Annotated in this window: 17 protein-coding genes; 7 read left to right on the top strand and 10 right to left on the bottom strand. The window is 76.4% G+C overall.

The window, feature by feature from the left end:
- Positions 1–22 precede the first annotated feature (22 nt).
- The 8 genes from ACZ3KJ_RS01425 to ACZ3KJ_RS01460 are packed head-to-tail and all read right to left on the bottom strand — an operon-like array spanning position 23 to position 9,746.
- The gene (locus ACZ3KJ_RS01425; RefSeq protein WP_467523714.1) at positions 23–1,180 is read right to left on the bottom strand and encodes a GNAT family N-acetyltransferase; all 1,158 of its coding nucleotides are present in this window, start codon (positions 1,178–1,180) and stop codon (positions 23–25) included.
- Positions 1,180–1,845 (bottom strand): YveK family protein, encoded by a 666-nt coding sequence (locus tag ACZ3KJ_RS01430; protein ID WP_467523715.1) that lies wholly within the window; start codon positions 1,843–1,845, stop codon positions 1,180–1,182. Before ACZ3KJ_RS01430 ends, ACZ3KJ_RS01425 begins: the two co-directional genes overlap by 1 nt.
- Positions 1,842–3,008 carry a glycosyltransferase gene (locus ACZ3KJ_RS01435; RefSeq protein WP_467523717.1) on the bottom strand — a complete coding sequence of 389 codons (1,167 nt, stop codon included), beginning with the start codon at positions 3,006–3,008 and terminating at the stop codon, positions 1,842–1,844. Before ACZ3KJ_RS01435 ends, ACZ3KJ_RS01430 begins: the two co-directional genes overlap by 4 nt.
- Positions 3,005–3,745, bottom strand: a complete 741-nt coding sequence (locus ACZ3KJ_RS01440; protein WP_467523718.1) for a polysaccharide deacetylase family protein — start codon at positions 3,743–3,745, stop codon at positions 3,005–3,007. The genes ACZ3KJ_RS01435 and ACZ3KJ_RS01440 overlap by 4 nt, the downstream gene beginning before the upstream one ends.
- A complete protein-coding gene (gene murJ, locus ACZ3KJ_RS01445; RefSeq protein WP_467523719.1) occupies positions 3,729–5,804 on the bottom strand; it encodes a murein biosynthesis integral membrane protein MurJ in 2,076 nt (691 codons plus the stop codon). Before murJ ends, ACZ3KJ_RS01440 begins: the two co-directional genes overlap by 17 nt.
- The gene (locus ACZ3KJ_RS01450) at positions 5,801–7,114 is read right to left on the bottom strand and encodes an O-antigen ligase family protein (protein ID WP_467523720.1); all 1,314 of its coding nucleotides are present in this window, start codon (positions 7,112–7,114) and stop codon (positions 5,801–5,803) included. The genes murJ and ACZ3KJ_RS01450 overlap by 4 nt, the downstream gene beginning before the upstream one ends.
- Positions 7,115–7,122: 8 nt before the next feature.
- A complete protein-coding gene (locus ACZ3KJ_RS01455) occupies positions 7,123–8,559 on the bottom strand; it encodes an exopolysaccharide biosynthesis polyprenyl glycosylphosphotransferase (protein WP_467523721.1) in 1,437 nt (478 codons plus the stop codon).
- On the bottom strand, positions 8,556–9,746 hold the full coding sequence (locus ACZ3KJ_RS01460; RefSeq protein WP_467523723.1) for a glycosyltransferase: 1,191 nt from the start codon (positions 9,744–9,746) through the stop codon (positions 8,556–8,558). The genes ACZ3KJ_RS01455 and ACZ3KJ_RS01460 overlap by 4 nt, the downstream gene beginning before the upstream one ends.
- A 527-nt stretch (positions 9,747–10,273) precedes the next feature.
- On the opposite strand from ACZ3KJ_RS01460, the gene ACZ3KJ_RS01465 reads away from it, so the two are divergent.
- The 7 genes from ACZ3KJ_RS01465 to ACZ3KJ_RS01495 all read left to right on the top strand — a co-directional run bounded on the left by ACZ3KJ_RS01465 (position 10,274) and on the right by ACZ3KJ_RS01495 (position 15,136).
- Complete coding sequence (locus ACZ3KJ_RS01465) at positions 10,274–10,513, top strand: chaplin (protein WP_467523724.1); 240 nt, start codon at positions 10,274–10,276, stop codon at positions 10,511–10,513.
- Between the two features lie 255 nt (positions 10,514–10,768).
- Complete coding sequence (locus ACZ3KJ_RS01470) at positions 10,769–11,749, top strand: hypothetical protein (RefSeq protein WP_467523725.1); 981 nt, start codon at positions 10,769–10,771, stop codon at positions 11,747–11,749.
- A gap of 221 nt (positions 11,750–11,970) precedes the next feature.
- On the top strand, positions 11,971–12,258 hold the full coding sequence (locus tag ACZ3KJ_RS01475) for a hypothetical protein (RefSeq protein ID WP_467523726.1): 288 nt from the start codon (positions 11,971–11,973) through the stop codon (positions 12,256–12,258).
- A 203-nt stretch (positions 12,259–12,461) separates the two neighbouring features.
- Positions 12,462–12,962 (top strand): DUF5949 family protein, encoded by a 501-nt coding sequence (locus ACZ3KJ_RS01480; protein WP_467523727.1) that lies wholly within the window; start codon positions 12,462–12,464, stop codon positions 12,960–12,962.
- Positions 12,963–13,160: 198 nt separating this feature from the next.
- On the top strand, positions 13,161–13,679 hold the full coding sequence (locus tag ACZ3KJ_RS01485; RefSeq protein ID WP_467523728.1) for a hypothetical protein: 519 nt from the start codon (positions 13,161–13,163) through the stop codon (positions 13,677–13,679).
- Positions 13,680–13,803: 124 nt separating this feature from the next.
- Positions 13,804–14,286 carry a tyrosinase family oxidase copper chaperone gene (locus ACZ3KJ_RS01490; RefSeq protein ID WP_467524781.1) on the top strand — a complete coding sequence of 161 codons (483 nt, stop codon included), beginning with the start codon at positions 13,804–13,806 and terminating at the stop codon, positions 14,284–14,286.
- Positions 14,270–15,136, top strand: coding sequence for a tyrosinase family protein (locus ACZ3KJ_RS01495; RefSeq protein ID WP_467523729.1), 867 nt, complete (start codon positions 14,270–14,272; stop codon positions 15,134–15,136). The genes ACZ3KJ_RS01490 and ACZ3KJ_RS01495 overlap by 17 nt, the downstream gene beginning before the upstream one ends.
- Before the next feature lie 107 nt (positions 15,137–15,243).
- On the opposite strand, the gene ACZ3KJ_RS01500 is transcribed toward ACZ3KJ_RS01495, so the two are convergent.
- The gene (locus tag ACZ3KJ_RS01500) at positions 15,244–15,582 is read right to left on the bottom strand and encodes a chaplin (protein ID WP_467523731.1); all 339 of its coding nucleotides are present in this window, start codon (positions 15,580–15,582) and stop codon (positions 15,244–15,246) included.
- Positions 15,583–15,684: 102 nt separating this feature from the next.
- Entirely contained in the window at positions 15,685–15,936 is a 252-nt protein-coding gene (locus tag ACZ3KJ_RS01505; RefSeq protein ID WP_467523733.1) for an acyl carrier protein, read from the bottom strand.
- Between the last annotated feature and the right edge of the window lie 74 nt (positions 15,937–16,010).

Below are 16,010 nucleotides of genomic sequence, written 5' to 3' on the forward strand. Positions count from 1 at the left end.
CGCCCGCGGCGGCGGGCCCGCGTCAGGTCCCGCCGCCACCGGCACGCCGTTCACCCCCCTGGGGCACCGTGCGCCCCCCGTCCGCCGCGGAGTCCTTGCGCTCCTCCCAGCGGCGCAGCAGCTCCTTGCCCCGCCGGCGCGCGGCCACGTCGCACACCACGGCCGACATCAGCGGGGCCGTGGGCCGGCGGGCGAGCAGCAGCCGCTGGTTGACGACCGGCTCGGGACGCCAGTGGTGCTTGTACGGCTCGTTGCCGCGCAGCAGGCTCAGCGTGCCGCGCCCGCCGTCGCGGCTGTGCTCGCAGCACGCGTCGAGCAGCATCACCGCCACGTCCGCCTTGCGCTCCCGCAGCCGCGGATGGGCGCCGTACAGGTAGCCGCCCGCCAGGCGGTGGGAGAGCAGCGTCAGGTCGACGGCGACCACGTCGTCGTCGAGCCGGAACTCGGTGACCACCGCGTCCCCGGAGCGCACCATCGGTCCGACGGAGCGCACCAGGTGCTCGGAGAACCGGGCCTGGAGGTGCTCGCCCGTCACCTTCCGGCCCTGCCACTGCAACCGGTGCAGGTCGAGCAGGCGCCGCAGCGCCGGGTCCACCTCGTCGCCGCGGACGACCTGGCGTTCGACGCCGAGCGCGGTCAGCTTGCGCAGCTTGGCGCGCACCCGCTGGGCCTTCGCCGAGGGCAGCCGGGCCACCAGTTCGTCCATCGGGACGGCCGGCAGTTCCAGGCACACCGAGTCGCTCACCCTTCGGCGCGGTCCGTGCCAGCGCTCGTACACCCGCTCCGCCGCGCCGCCCGGCCGGACCTCGCGGAAGTCGATCAGCGCGGTACGGGCGACGGCCTCGAGGCCCTCGGTGAGCGCGGCGACGGCCCGCTCCCCGTGCTCGTCGTCGACCAGCACGTCCCCGTAGTCGGAGATCGCCCCGCCGAGCGGCACCAGCGTGGGCAGCGGTCCGCGGACGGCCATCAGCGGGGCGGCCGCGACGAGCTCGCCGCCGGAGCGCACCAGCAGCAGCCGCAGCCGGCCGCGCCTGCCGTACGACAGCCACCAGGAGTGCAGCCAGGCATGGCTCTGGAACGGGGTGGCCGTCCCGCACCGCCGGTACAGCCGCCCCCAGACGGGTGCGAGGGCGGCGAACTCCTCCTCGTCGGTGACGAGTTCGGTGGTGTACGCCGGCATCACGGCGCTGGGCGGGTATCGACGGCGACGGCCGGTCCGGGCACGGCGGCGGTACGGCCGGACCCCACCCGGTCGCCCCTGGGCCGTACGAGCAGGGCCAGCGCGCCGAGCAGCCCGCCCGCGCTCGCGCCGACCAGCCCGGTCACCGCGGGGGACGCCGACGACGGCTCGGCCGGCTCGACCGCTCGGGCGAACTGCTGGAGTTCGACGTGGGTGGTGGCCTGGGAGTCCCTGGCGTGCCGGGTCAGGGCGCGGGAGACCGCGTTGGCCATGTCGGCGGCCGTGTCGGCGCGTGAGGACGTCCCCGTGATCGCGACCATCGGGGCGTCCGGCGAGGTCGCCGTCCGTACGCCGCTTTGCAGCGTCCCCACCGGCACGCCCGCCCACACCTGCGCGTCCCCGAGCACCGCGAGCTGGGTGGCGACCCGGCCGTAGGCCTGCGCGAAGCCCAGGGCGGACGCCGCGTCGGACTCCTCCGTCGGCACGGCGACGACGTAGGCCGTGGCCGAGTAGACGGGCGGCTGGAGGACGCCGTACGCGCCGCCGAGGAGGCCGCCGGCGAGGGTGCCGGCGGCGACCAGGGACCACGGCGGGAGCGCCCTGACGCGGTGCGCGGGGCCGGACGGCCGGTGCTGCCGGTGTGGCCGGGCGGAGGTCTCGGTCATGACGGAGTGACTCCCTGAGGTGAGGGGGACGACGGGGCCGGCAGGGGCTGCCGGGACAGGGTGGCCGCGTACACGTCCATGAGCCGGGCGGCACTGCGGGCGATGTCGTAGTGGTGCGCGGCCTCGGGCGCGGCGCGCGGGCGCGGCCCCCGCGCGCGCGTCTCGGCCAGCGCCCGCGCGAACGCCGTCGCGCCGCCGGTCACGCGGTGTGCGCCGGGTGCGGTGTGCGCGGGCAGGTCCTCGATCGCGGGGCAGGAGGCGTACACCACGGGCAGACCGCAGGCGAGCGCCTCCACGACCGCCAGGCCGAACGACTCCTCCGGGGACGGCGAGACCAGCACGTCCATCGCGCAGGCGAGGGAGGGCAGGTCGGGGCCGGGGCCGCCGTCGGGGAGGTAGGGGAGTTCACCCGTGAACAGGACGCGGTCGGCGACCCCGGCCTCCCGGGCGGTGCGGCGCAGCGCGTCCTCCTCGGGGCCGGCCCCGACCAGCAGCAGCCGGTGGTCGGCGGGGAGCGCGGCCAGGGCGCGGACGGCGACGTCCAGGCGTTTGCCGGGGTGCAGGCGGCCGACCGCGCCGACGACATGGGCGTGGTCCGGCAGGCCGAGCCGGCGGCGGACGAGGTGGCGCCGGGCCGGGTCGAAGCGGAAGCGGGCCAGGTCGATGCCGTTGGGGACGACCTGGACGCGGGCGGCGGGGACGCCCCAGCGCACCAGGCGGCCGGCGACCGCCGGGGAGACGGCGACGGTGGCCCGGCCCAGGCGCTCGCCGGCGAGGTAGAGGGCGCGGACGCCCGCGGTGAGCGGACGGCCCTCCAGCCGGGACTCGTTCAGGGAGTGCTCGGTGGCGACGATCGCGCGCACGCCCGCGAGCCGCGCGGCGAGACGGCCGTACAGGCAGGCCCGGTACAGGTGGGTGTGGACGAGGTCGTAGCCGCCCGAGCGGATCAGGCCGGCCAGGCGGGGCAGGGCGGACAGGTCGCGGTTGCCGGCCATGCCGAGGTGGACCACGCGCACCCCGTCCGCGGTCAGCCCGTCGGCCACCGCCCCCGGGTTGGTCAGCGTCACGACGTCGCAGTCGGCCGGCAGGTGCCGCAGCATCAGCCGCAGCTGCTGCTCGGCGCCGCCCACGCCGAGCCCGGTGATGATGTGCAGCGCCCTCACCGCAGCCCCTCCACGGGCCGTCGGCGCAGCCGGTGCAGCCGGTACTTGAGGAACAGGCGCGGCGCGGTGTCGTTCTGTCCGACGTGGACGCGGGGGAGGGTGAGCGGCCCGTTCAGCGGGCCGGGGTCGATCGCGCAGGCGTAGGCGTACCCGGCGTCGCGTACGGCGTCCACGGCCCGCCGGTCGACGGTCCCGTAGGGGTAGCAGAAGCCGTCGGGTTCCGTGCCGAGCAGCTCGGCGAGCGCGGCCCGGCTGCCGGCGGTCTCCGCCTTCAGGGTGAGGTCGTCGGCCCGGGTCAGGTCGACGTGGGTCAGGCCGTGCGAGCCGATCTCGACGCCCTCGGCCGCCGCCCGCCGGACGCCGTCGGCGGTCAGCAGCGGTCTGCGCGGGCCCAGCGGATCCCAGGCGTTGTCGCCGCCGAGCCGGCCGGGCAGCACGAACAGGGTGGCGGTGCAGCCGTGGCGGCGCAGCACGGGAAGGGCTCCGGTGAGGAAGTCGGCGTACCCGTCGTCGAAGGTGAGGCCGATCAGGTCGCGGCCCCCGCCCCGGGCGCGCGCGGCGAGCAGCTCGGCCACGGACACGCCCCGCAGGCCGCGCCGCGACAGCCAGAGCAGCTGCCGCTCCAGCCGCTCGGGGGTGACCGCGATGCGGTACGGGTCGTCGGAGCAGTCGCCCACGGAGTGGTACATCGCCACCCAGGGGACGGGGCCGGGGGCGGCCTCAACGGGAACGGACATACGGCAGCCTTCGGATCGCGGAACGGACGGAACTCGAAGCGGTGGCGATGCCCCGGTCGCCCAGGGCCCAGCCGATCAGGACGAAGACGGCGGCCGCGGTGAGCGTTCCGGCGGCGAGGCCGGGGACGGGGCCGGTGATCCCGTCCGCCACCAGCGTCCCGGCGAGCGTCGCGGCCACCGCCGCCCGCAGCGGCCGGCTCAGGTCGCGCAGCACGAGCCGGACGCGGACCGGCACCGTGCGCGGGCCCGTCCCGGCCAGCAGCACCAGCGCGGTGACGGTGATGCCGGCCGCGTTGGCGGCGGCGATCCCGTACACGCCGAAGGGCCGTACGGCCGACGCGCCCAGGAGGCAGGTGACGACGATCCCGGCGGTCATCGCGCCGAACGGATACCAGGACGGGCGGGCGCCCGAGAAGTACGAGCGGGCCAGCGCGCCGACCAGGGTCTGGCCGAGCAGCCCCAGCGCGTACACCCGCATCACCCCGGCGGTCGCCGCCGTGTCCCGGGCGGTGAACGCGCCCCGCTGGAAGAGCAGTTCGATGATCTGCGGCGCGCAGGCGACGACCGTGGCCGTGCCGAGCAGCACCACGCACGCGGCGAGCGCCACGTCGCGCTCCACGCGGTCCCGGGCCCGCTCGGTGTCGCCCTCGGCGAGCGCCCGCGCCACCACCGGGAACGTCACCGTGCACAGCATCAGCGAGAGGATCATCGGCATCTGCGCGACCTTCTGCGCGTAGTTCAGGTGCGAGATCGCCCCGGACGGCAGGTGCGAGGCGAGGAACCGCTCCACGAGGACCTGCGACTGCCGGCAGAGCGCGAACAGCAGCACGGTCGCCACGACGGCCGTGCCGAGCGGCCGCGGCTCCTCACCGCCCGCCTCCGGCACCCCGGCCGGACGCCGCCTCAACCGCCCTGCCAGCGAAGGCAGTTGAACGACGACCATCAGGCACCCGCCGACCGCGACGCCGACCGCCGCCGACCGCACCCCCCACCGCCCGGCGAGGACGAACATCCCCGTCACGATCCCGACGTTGTACGCCACGTAGATCGCGGCCGGCGCCACGAACCGCCGGTGCGCGCGCAGGGCCGCGCTGAAGTACCCGGCGAGCCCGAAGCTCACCACGCAGGTGGCGGTGAGCCGGGTGCAGTCGACGGCGAGCCGTGGGTCGGGCAGGCCGGGCGCGAGGACCTCGACGAGCTGGGGGGCGAGGAGCGCGACGAGGACGCCGACCGCGACGAACGCCGCCGACAGGCGCGGGAGCGTCCCGGCGACCAGGGCGCGGACCGGGTCGCCGGGAACCCCCTGGGCGCGCCGGGCCAGGGCCACGCTGAACGCCGGGATCAGCGCGAACGCCAGCCCGTCCTCGATGAGCAGCGTCGCCGCGAACTCCGGCACGGTCCACGCCACGAGGAACGCGTCCGTGTCGCTGCCCGCCCCGAACAGCCGGGCCAGCGCCTGGTCGCGCACCAGCCCCAGCAGCGACCCGGCCACCGACAGCACGGCGGTGACGAGGGCGGCCTTGGCGAGGAACCGCCGCGAGGGGGCGGGGAGTTCGGGGTCCGCCGTCCCGGCCCCGGACCGCCCGGCGCCTCCCACGGACGGCGCGACGGCACCGCGGTCCGCCGGACCGCGGCCGACCGTGCCGGTGCCGGTGCCGGTGCCGGGCGGGCGGCGGTCGGCCGGGCTGCTGCCGTCCGGGCCGTTGGCCGCCGTGCCGCCGTTGTCCGCCGTGCCGCCGCCGGCCACACCACCGTCCGCCGTGCCGCCGCCGGCCACTCCGCTGTCCGCCGTGCTGCCGTCGGCCGTGCCGCCGCCGGCCACATCGCTGTACGTCGGGCCGTCGCCGTCCGCCGGGCCGCTGCCGGCCGTGCCGCCGCCGGCCGGGCGGCTGTCCGCCGCGCCGCCGTCGGCCGCGCCGCCGTCGGCCGCGCCGCCGTCGGCCGCGCCGCCGTCCGCCGCACCGCCGTCCGCCGTGTCCTGGTGCGCCCCACCGTCCGCGTGCGCGGGGTCCTGCGCGCGGTCGTCCGCGTGCGGGGCCCGGGAAGGCGTGACCGTCATCGGGCGAGCGCCTCCTCGCGCCCGTCGCCGCCGACCAGGGCCCACCAGGCCGCGAGTCCCAGGCACACGGCGGTCAGCACGGTCGAGGGACCGCCGATGTCGGCGTACAGGAAGTCGGTGAGCTGCCAGAGCAGCAGACCGCAGGCGACGAGGGCGCAGTCGGGGCCGGGGGTCCCGGCCCGGCGCACCCGTGCCCAGCCGCGCACCGCGCACACCAGCAGGGCCAGCCAGCCGCCCGCGAGCCCGAGCAGTCCGACGAGTCCCTGCTCCCCGAGGACCAGCAGGTACATGTTGTGCGGGGAGAGCAGCGGCTGCCTGCGGAAGCCGGCGCCGGCGCCGTCGGTGTCGCTGCCCGCGGACAGGGCCACCGAGGCGTGCGCGTCCCGGTTCTCGGGGAAGCCCTTCAGGCCGACGCCGGTGAGCGGCCGGTCGCGCCACATGCCGGCCGCGGCCGCCCACATGGTGTACCGGTCGGTGACCGACTGGTCGGGGGCGTCCGCGACCCGGGTGATGCTGCCGACGCGCTCCTGGAGCATCGCCGAGCCCACGCCGAAGCCGCCGACCAGGACGATCCCGGCGGCGACGGCGACCGCGCCCACCGTCAGCGCCCGCCGCACCCCGGCCAGCGCGAGCTGCGCCGAACAGGCCACCGCCGTCGCGATCCACGCGCCCCGGCTGAAGGACAGCGCGAGGGGCAGGAGCAGGCCGAGGGCGCAGGCGGTGGCGATCGCCCGCTGCCGCACGGGGGCCCGGCCGAGCGCCAGCCCCACCGCGCAGACCAGGCCGAAGGACACGACCGTCGCCATGCCCATCACGTCCTGCGGCCCGAAGGTGCCGACCGCCCGGATCGTCTCGCCCTGGTAGGAGGCGCCGGTCCCGGTGGCGAACTGGTGGACCCCGACCGCGCCCTGCCACCCCGCGAGCCCCACGAACGACCAGGCCAGCAGCCGGAAGTCGGACCGGTCGCGGATCAGCAGCAGCACCGCCGCGGGGACCAGGACGAAGACCTGGAGGTAGCGGCCCAGGCCGGTGATCCCGGCCCCCGGCGAGGACGCGCCCGCCGCCGCGAGCGCGAGCCCGACGACGGGGAGCCCGAGGACCACCGCCGCGGTACGGGACAGGGGGCGCCGCCGCTGCCGCAGCAGCCGGACCGCGCAGTACAGCACCACCAGCGCGGACAGCGCGTCGGCCGGACCGGCGCCGCCCTCGCCGCCGGGGGAGACCGGCAGCGCGAGCAGGGCCACCACGGCGACGACGGGCAGCACCGGCGACAGCGTCCGGGCGCGGGGCAGGGACAGGGCGAGGCTCATCGGACGGTTCAGCTCCCGGTCGGTCGCACGAGGGCGGCCGCGGTGCGCAGCAGGATGCAGACGTCCTGCCAGAGCGACCAGTTGTCGATGTACGCGTTGTCGAAGCGGGCCCGGTCCTCGATGGAGGTGTCGCCGCGCAGCCCGTGCACCTGGGCGAGTCCCGTGACCCCGGTCCGCATCCGGTGCCGGGCCCCGTAACCGGGGTACGTCCGGCTGAACTCGTCGACGAAGTGCGGGCGTTCGGGCCGGGGGCCGACGAGGCTCATGTCGCCGCGGAAGACGTTCCACAGCTGGAGCAGCTCGTCCAGCGAGGTCCGCCGCAGGAAGCGGCCGAAGGGGCTCATCCGCGGCTCGCCGGCCACGCTCCACCGGGTCGCGGACTCGTGCTCGTCGGCCGGGCGGTAGGTGCGGAACTTCAGCAGCGTGAACGGCCGCCCGTCCTTGCCGACGCGTTCCTGCCGGAACACCACGCCCGGCCCGGTGACCCGCCGCAGCACCGCGGCGCACACCAGCAGCAGCGGGCCGAGCAGCGCCAGCAGCGTCCCGGAGACCGCGAGGTCCAGCAGCCGCTTGCCGAGGCTGTCCGGGCGCCGCGGCCCCAGGTCCAGGCGCCGGCAGGCGAACCCGGCGAGCTGCTCACGGCTCGCGTACGACGGGCTGTCGGCGTCGACCTCCCACACCGTGCACCCCGACTCGGCGAGCGCCCGCAGCAGCGGACCCTGGACGGTGCGCACCGAGGGGTGGACGCACAGCACGTCCAGGACGCCGTTCTGGACGATCGCCCGCTGCACCTCCTCGCCGGTGGTGAGGACGGGCAGCAGCCCCTCGGAACCGTCCGGGTGCGCGGCCACGACACCGACCGGCCGCACCCCGTACCGGGGGTGGCGCAGGACGGCGGCGGCCACCCGCTGCGCGGTCGCCGCCGGGCCGACGACGAGCGCGGCGCGCGGGTGGCGCAGCAGCGCCCGGCGCCGCCGCAGGTGGACGACCGCGCGTCCGGAGCAGGCGGCCGCGGTCTGCGCCGCCCACCCCAGGAACAGGGTGCGCGCGGAGAGGGCGTGGGCCGGCGTGTGCGCCGCGACGAGCGCCCCCAGTGACACCCAGGCCACCGCGATCCGGCCGCAGACGGCGGGCAGTTCGTCCAGCACGCCGTGCACCCCGTGCGCCGGCCGGGACCGGCGCGGGCGCAGCAGTGCCGTCGCCACCAGCAGCAGGGCGACCAGCAGCGGGCGGCGCTGCGCCCCGGTGAGCGCGAGCGCGCCCACGAGGACGGCGAGGCAGTCGGCGAGCAGCAGCGGCAGCGAGGAGGCGGGCCGGGCGGGGGACCGCCGGGCCGGGAAACGGAATCCCGCCGCGCTCTCGGCCCGCGGCATCACCGTGACCGGTGGGTGTCCGGGCTGGACTCCGGGGACTCCGGGGGAGGGGACGGTGCTTTCCGCGGTCACGAGTGGATGGACTCCCTGCGTTCGGTGGGTGCGTCGGGTGCCTGCGCGCCGGCCTCGGGCGGCCGGTCGCCGAGCAGTTCGCGGTACAGGGCCGCGACGGCCCCGGCCGTGCGCCGTACGTCGTGCGTGGACAGGACGTGGCGGCGCCCCTGCCGGCCGAGCGAGGCGCGCAGCGGCGGGTCGAGCAGCAGCCCGGCGACGGCCGCGGCCAGCGCCGCCGGGTCCTCGGGCGGCACCAGGCAGCGGGACGCCAGCGCGGCCGGCAGGCTCTCCCGGGCGCCGTCCACGTCGGTCACCACCACGGGCCGCTCGCAGGCCAGCGCCTCCAGCGGGGCGAGGGCCATGCCCTCCCAGCGCGAGGGCAGCACCACCAGATCGGCGGCCCGGTACCAGGGGACGACGTCGGCGACGGCCCCGGCGAACAGGACGGACGCCGGGGCGCGGGAGCGCAGCCGCGCCTGGTCGGGACCGTCCCCGACCAGCGCGAGCCGGGCGCCGGGCACCTGGCCGGCGACCGCCTCCCACGCCTTCAGCAGCACGTCCTGCCCTTTCTGCCGGCACAGTCGCCCCACGCACACCACCAGCGGGGCGGTGGGGTCGGCGTCCGGCAGGAGCGCGGCGCGTGCGTCCGTCGCGGGCGCCGGGTGGAAACGCTCGGTGTCGATGCCGTTGGGGACGACGCTCCACTGTCCGGCGATCCCGGCGCGTTCGCCGGTGACGCGCTCGGCCTCGCTCACGCACACCAGCCGGTCGGCCCATCGGACGGCGAACCGCTCCCAGGTGAGGGCCAGCTCCGCGGTGGTCCCGCCGACCGCCTCGAACGACCAGGCGTGCGGCTGGAAGACGGTGGGGATCCGCCCCCGTACGGCGAGCCGGCCCGCGAGCCCGGCCTTCGCGCTGTGCGCGTGCACCAGGTCGGGGCGCACCCGCGCCAGGACCCGCGCCAGCCGCCGCACCTCGCCGGGGAGCGAGCGCCCCGGCGTGCGCGAGGCCTCCCACCGCCGTACGTCCGCGCCCAGGGACCGCAGGTCCGTGGCGAGGGTGCTCTGGGGACAGGCCACGGTGACGTGCAGTCCGGCGGCGAGCTGGGCCCGCGCCAGATCCGTCACGACGCGGGCGACCCCGCCGTCCACGGGCTGGGTGAGGTGCAGGACCCGGAATCCGACGTCGGGTTCTGGCTGGTGCATCGCGCGGTTTCCTCGCTCACGGTGTCGCTCGGACGGGCGGGAACGCGGTGCTTGCGGCCGACGGCGGCGGAGCGCGCCGGCCCGCGTGGCGTCCCGCTGGGAAACGAGCCGAAAGCCCGGCTGGTCACCGCCGAGCCGAAAAACCGCGCCGGGATCGAACAAGCGGGAGAGGCCGCCGACGGTGCGCGCGTACGCCGGGACACGCGCCGCCGGAGCCGCCCCGGCGCGCTGATCTCGGCGTTCGTGTCCCGTCCCGATCGGAGGTGGGCCGTCGGAGGGCGCGGGGACGGCCTCGGGGGTCCGTCGAAGGGGTGAGCGATAACAAGCAGATCATCCGAACAGCACGATGGTCACGGACGGTCGCCGACGGCCCGGCGTACGGGCGTTCGTGGTCATACGACGTGACGATGTGAACAGGGAGCGCGTCACTCCATTGGCGGCACAACCCCCGGCGGTGTCGCGCGTTGACACAGCGCCGGGCATCCCCGCCCGGGTGTTCGTGTCACAACCCCAAGGAGCACCTCTCCATGTCGCGTATCGCGAAGGGCCTGGTCCTGACCTCCGTTGCCGCCGCGGCCGTCGCCGGCACCTCCGGCATCGCCGCCGCCGACAGCGGCGCGAACGGCATCGCCGAGCACTCCCCGGGTGTGCTGTCGGGCAACGTCGTCCAGGTTCCCCTCCACATTCCGATCAACGTCTGCGGCAACACCATCAACGTGGTCGGCCTGCTGAACCCGGCGTTCGGCAACACCTGCGTCAACGACTGACGCCGGGCGACCGGCGTCACGCGACCGCCGTCGCGACGCCGGCGCACCGTCTCACGGCCGTCCTCCCGCCGGGGGGCGGCCGTTCGCTTGCCCCGGACGGGGCAGGGCCGACGGTCCCGACGGCACGGCCGGACGGGCTCCCCACCAGCGGACACGGCCGACGGAGGGGGCGCGCGGGGTGTTCTCTCTGTTGCGGGGTGTGACGGGCGCTTCCACGGTGGTGGTGCGACCCGACGCACTTCGAAAGGAACCCTCATGCGTGGTCTGCCCGTCCGGCGTATCGCTTCCACCGCACTGTGCGCCACCCTCGTCTGCGGCACCGCCGTCCCCATCGCCCTCGCGGCAGAGGGTGACACGGCTGCCCGTGTGCGCACCCCCGCGGCCTCCCGGGCGCCCGTCCCCGGTTCGGACACGGTCACCGCGCAGCTCGAGGCCCTCAATGCGCTCGGCATCGTCCTCACCCCGGTCACCGAGCTCCTCGGCACCGCCATGCAGGCCGACGACGGCCAGTTGACCGCCGACCAGGCCAAGCAGCTCGGCGACGCCGTCAAGCAGGCCGTCGCCATCATCACGACCGTGATCCCGCCGGCCCCGCCGACCACGACCACGCCGGACACCGCCACGACGACGGACACGGCCGTCACGGACACGGCCGTCACGGACACGGCCGTCACGGACACGGGCGTCGTGGACACGGGCGTCGTGGACACGGACACCGCCACCGCGACGGACACCGCCGCGCCGACGGGCACGACCGCCACGGGCACGGAGCCGACGACCCCGTTCATCACGGACCCGGCCACGGCCGGCACCCTGCCCCTGCTCACCCGGGGCGGTGACGGGACGAAGGCGCGGGCCGCGGCCGCCGACCTCAAGAGGGACGCGCTCACCTCCCTCCAGCAGGCGCTCGACACGCTGCTCGCGGCCGTCACCTCCGGCGACGCCGGCCAGGTCCTCTCGGCGACCACGGCCGTGGTCAACGGCCTGGTCGACCTGGTCGCGGCGACACTGCTGGGCGGCGAGCTGCCCGCCCCGACCCTGGCCGGCCTGCCGCAGCCGGCCGCCGCCCCGGCAACGCCCGCAGCACCGGCGACGGCCGCCGCCCCGGCAACGCCCGCAGCACCGGCGGCGCCCGCGACCCCGGCGACCCCGGTGACGCCCGCCGCCCCGGCGGCGCCCGCCCTGTCGGCCATCACACCGCCGGCCCGCACCGGCGCGCTGCTTCCCGCCTCCTGACCGGCGGCCCTCCCCCCTCCGCACCCCGGCGCACGCACAGCCCCCGCCCCCACGGCCGGGTGGCCCGCGCCGGGGTGCGGACATTTTGCCCCCACGGGGTTTCCGCAGCCGACGGAAATCGTTAGGCACGGCGTCAGACAGTCCCCGGGCGACCTGAGCCACCGCGCGGCCGAGCTGCCGAGCCGTCGGAGTCGCCGGAGTCGCCGAAGAGAGGAAACCCGATGAAGTCCCTGAAGGCCGCCGCCGTCGTCGCCGGATCGCTGGTGATCGCCGGTACCGCCGCACCCGCGTTCGCCCACACCCCCGCCGACCTCACCCCCACCAGCCTCAACGGCGCCGTCGACACGCTCACCCGGGGGCCCGCCCTCGACGTCATGCCGCTGCGGCAGCAGTCCGACGCCCTCGACACCGAGAACGAGGACTCCCCGCTCAACACCGTGAAGGACGCGACCGGGGCCCTCAACAAGGCCCACGCCCCGCTCCTCGGCGGGCTGCCCCTGAAGGGGTGACGCCCCGTTCGGGGCTTCTCCGGAGGGCCGGTCCCGTACCGCACGGGACCGGCCCTCGGCGCTGTCCGACGCACCGCTCCCGGCACCGTTCGAGGCGGCCCGCCCGCGGCGCGTCCCTCGTTCGTGTGGCGCACCCGCGTGGCGTCCTCCTCCCGGGTGAGAAGCCGTCCGGACGGCCTCCGGTACGCGGATAGGGTCGCGCGGTGACCTCAACCCCCAGCACAACCCACCCCGCCGGCGCGGCCGAACTGGGCACCCTCGTCGTGATGCCGTGGAGCGGCGAGGCCCCCGACGGCGGCGACATGCCCTACCTCCTCGCGTACTCCCTCGGCGACGCCGCGGCCGGTCCCGAGGCCTCGGCCGCCGCCGTCGAACGGCTGCTGAACGACAACGGCCTGTCCGCCGGCGGCGACCTCGTCGACGGCACCGAGCGGCCCGACCTGCCGGTCGGCCTGCTCGTCGAGTCCGGTGCCGCCGTCCTGACGCTGCCGGGCCTCACCGCCCAGTGCGTGCCGCCGCCCGAGTGGATCGCCGCCGTCGGCGAACGCGGCTACGCCTACCTCGTCCTCACCACCCGCCCGTGGCCCGAGGCCACCCCCGGCAGGCCGGTCGAGGCCGAGGCGCTGGCCGCGTTCGCCGGCGCCGAGGAGACCCTCCGGGCCGCCGCACACATCGTCCTGCCCGCCCGCAGCCTGCGCGGCTGACGCCGTAGGCCGCCCGGGAGCGGCCGGCAGGCCGGCCCCGGCCCGCCGGTCGGACGTCCGGACGAGCCGACCTTCATCCGTCGCACTACTGCTGCACCCGGGCGATTTGCGCGGCGATGCGCTCTGACGGCGTTTCCCGGCTCGTTACTCGGTACGCACGCACCGCCCCTCCCCGAACTCCGAAAGGGCCGCACCGAGATGAAGACGAAGCCGACCACCCGAGGAGCCCTCGCCGCCGTGCTCACCTGTATGGCCGCCGCGGCCGGCGCCGTCGCCGCGACCCCCGCCGCCGCGATCGGCACGGTCCCCGTCCCCGTACCGCTGAACGGCGTCGAGAACTCCCTCCACATGGAACTGCCGGAGGCCGCCGGCGAGATCCCGCTGCCGGCCACGGGCACGCCCGACGGCCCGCGGTACGCCGAGGGCCGGCTCCTCCCCGAGCGGGTCCCGCCGCAGGTCCCGGTCCGCGCCGGACTGCCCGGCGCGGACCTGGACGCGCCCCTGCCGGAGGCCCTCGGGGACGGCGCCCAGCTCGTCGGCCTCGAAGCGCCCGCCTCCGAGCTGCGCACCCCCGAGTCCGGGCCGGCCCTGGACGTCCCGCTCACCGCCCCCGACGCCGACGGCCTGCCGGGCCTGCGACCGCCGCGGGCCGGCGTGGTCGCCCCGGTCCTCGAGCGGGTGCGGGCCGGGGACCCCGGACCGGGCCGGGGCCGGTAGGAGCGGGCCCGGGAACACGGCCACGGGCCCGGACGGCCGTCCGGGCCCGTCGCCATGTCGTGACCAGGAGGGCCGCCGGACGGTTACGGCTGTGGAAGATCCGAACCGGAACGAGGAGCACACCATGGTCGTCAGCCCCGACGGAACAGCAGTGAACGCGGTACCGGTGCCCGCGGGAAGACGCGGGATCCGGCGTGACGTGCTGCGCGGGCTGCTCGGCGCGACCGCCGCGCTGGCGCTCGCCCCGGTCGTCGCCGCCTCCCGGCCCGGGCGCCGCCAGGACGGCCCGCCGGACACCGGCTTCGACGAGACCTACCGCGGCAGGCGCCTGCGGGGCGTCCTGCTCCCCGCGACCCGTGCCGCCGGCGGCGGCGAGCGCTGGCGGGTCACGGTCGACGGCCGCCCCCTGCACCTCATGCGCCGGGCCGACGGCACCTGGCTGAGCATGGTCGACCACTACCAGTCGTACGACACACCGCTGGAGGCCACCCGCGCCGCCGTGGACGAGCTGGGCCCGGGGGAGAGGCTGCGCGACACCGGCTCCGCCGGCGGCCGCACGCACGAGGGGCACACCCGGTCGGGGGAGCACCGTGGTCTACACCCGTAAGGACGTCAGCACGCTCACCGCCACCGAGCGGCGCCGCTTCGTGTCGGCCCTGCTGGAGGTCAAACGGCGCGGCGAATACGACGAGTTCGTGCGCATGCACATCGACTACTACGTCTCCGACGGCGAGGGCGGTCTGCGGACGGCCCACATGGCGCCCTCCTTCCTGCCCTGGCACCGCCGGTTCCTGCTGGACCTGGAGGCGGCGCTGCGCCGGGTCGACCCGTCGGTCACCCTGCCGTACTGGGACTGGACGCGCGACCGCGGCAAGAACTCCGTCCCCTGGACCGAGGACCTCCTCGGCGGCGACGGACGCGGCTCCGACCGCCAGGTGACGACCGGGCCGTTCGCCTACGCCACCGGGAACTGGACCCTCAAGGAGGGCGTGACCGACGCCGAGTTCCTCACCCGCGACCTCGGCCGCGCCCGCGACCCGATCGAGCTGCCCGTCGAGAGCGACGTGGAGTGGGCGCTGGAGGACCCCCTCTACGACGCCTCGCCCTGGGACTCCACCTCGCCGCGGGGCTTCCGCAACAAGCTGGAGGGCTGGGGGACCGGCCGGGGCCCGGCCGCCTGGCGCAACCACAACCGGGTGCACCGGTGGGTCGGCGGGGCCATGGTCGGCGGCGCCTCCGTCAACGACCCCGTCTTCTGGCTGCACCACGCCTACATCGACCTGCTGTGGACCCGCTGGCAGCGGCGGCACCACGACCACCGCTACCTGCCGGCCGAACCACCGGCGGCGGGCAGCGGGCAGTACCGCCGCATCGTCGCCCGGCACGAGAAGCTGCCGCCGTGGGACGTGACACCGGACCAACTGGAGGACGCGGGGGGGATCTACCGCTACGCGTGAGCCGTCCCGTGTGCGGTGTGCCGCCGTTCCGCGGCGGGCCGCACACGGGCAGAGCCCCGGCGCTCGAGGTGCCGGGGCTCTGCCATGGGGGAGTGCGCGGGACGGCGTCAGCCGCCGTAGTTGCCGCCCGAGTGGCCGCCGCCGGCGTGCTCGCCGTTCTTGCCCTCCTCGCCGTGCCCGCCGTCCTTGCCGTAGTCGTCGTGGTGGTCGCCGTTGGCGCACTTGTTCCCGAAGGCCGGGTTCAGCAGGGCGATGACGTTGACCGTGTTGCCGCAGACGTTGACCGGCACGTGCACCGGAACCTGGACGACGTTGCCGGACAGGACGCCCGGCGAGCCCACGGCCGCGCCCTGCGCCCCCGCGTCCGCCATGGCCAGACCGCCCCCGCTGACCACCACGGCACCCGTGCCCAGGGCGACGGCCGTTGCCTTCGCGATGCGAGACATCACGTTCTCCTTAGTGAATCGGTTCGCGCGACGGCAGAAGGCGCCGCCGCACTCCCCGTTCAACGCCGGGGCGCGGGGCCGGTCACGGCGCGTTCGGGCGGATCACCCTTTCCGCAGCCCCGCCAGCCGGTCCCACAGCGTCGAGGGCGTCGCGAAGGTCTCCATCACCAGCAGTTCGTCCGGCAGTTCGACGGCGAACCGGTCCTCCAGCTCCGCGACCAGTCCGAGCAACGTCAGGGAGTCCAGGCCGAGTTCGGTGAGGCTGGCGTCCGCGTCGAGGGGGGAGTCCGCGTCGAGGAAGGGGAGCGTCTGCCGCAGGACGGATTCGAAGTCGCGGTAGGAAAGATCGTTCACGCCTGCTCCTCGATGCTGTGCGGGCTTCGGGTGACGGGTGTGCTCCGTACGGGTCACAGTAGTGCGTGGACGAT

The organism is Streptomyces sp. NPDC003248, assembly GCF_055563235.1.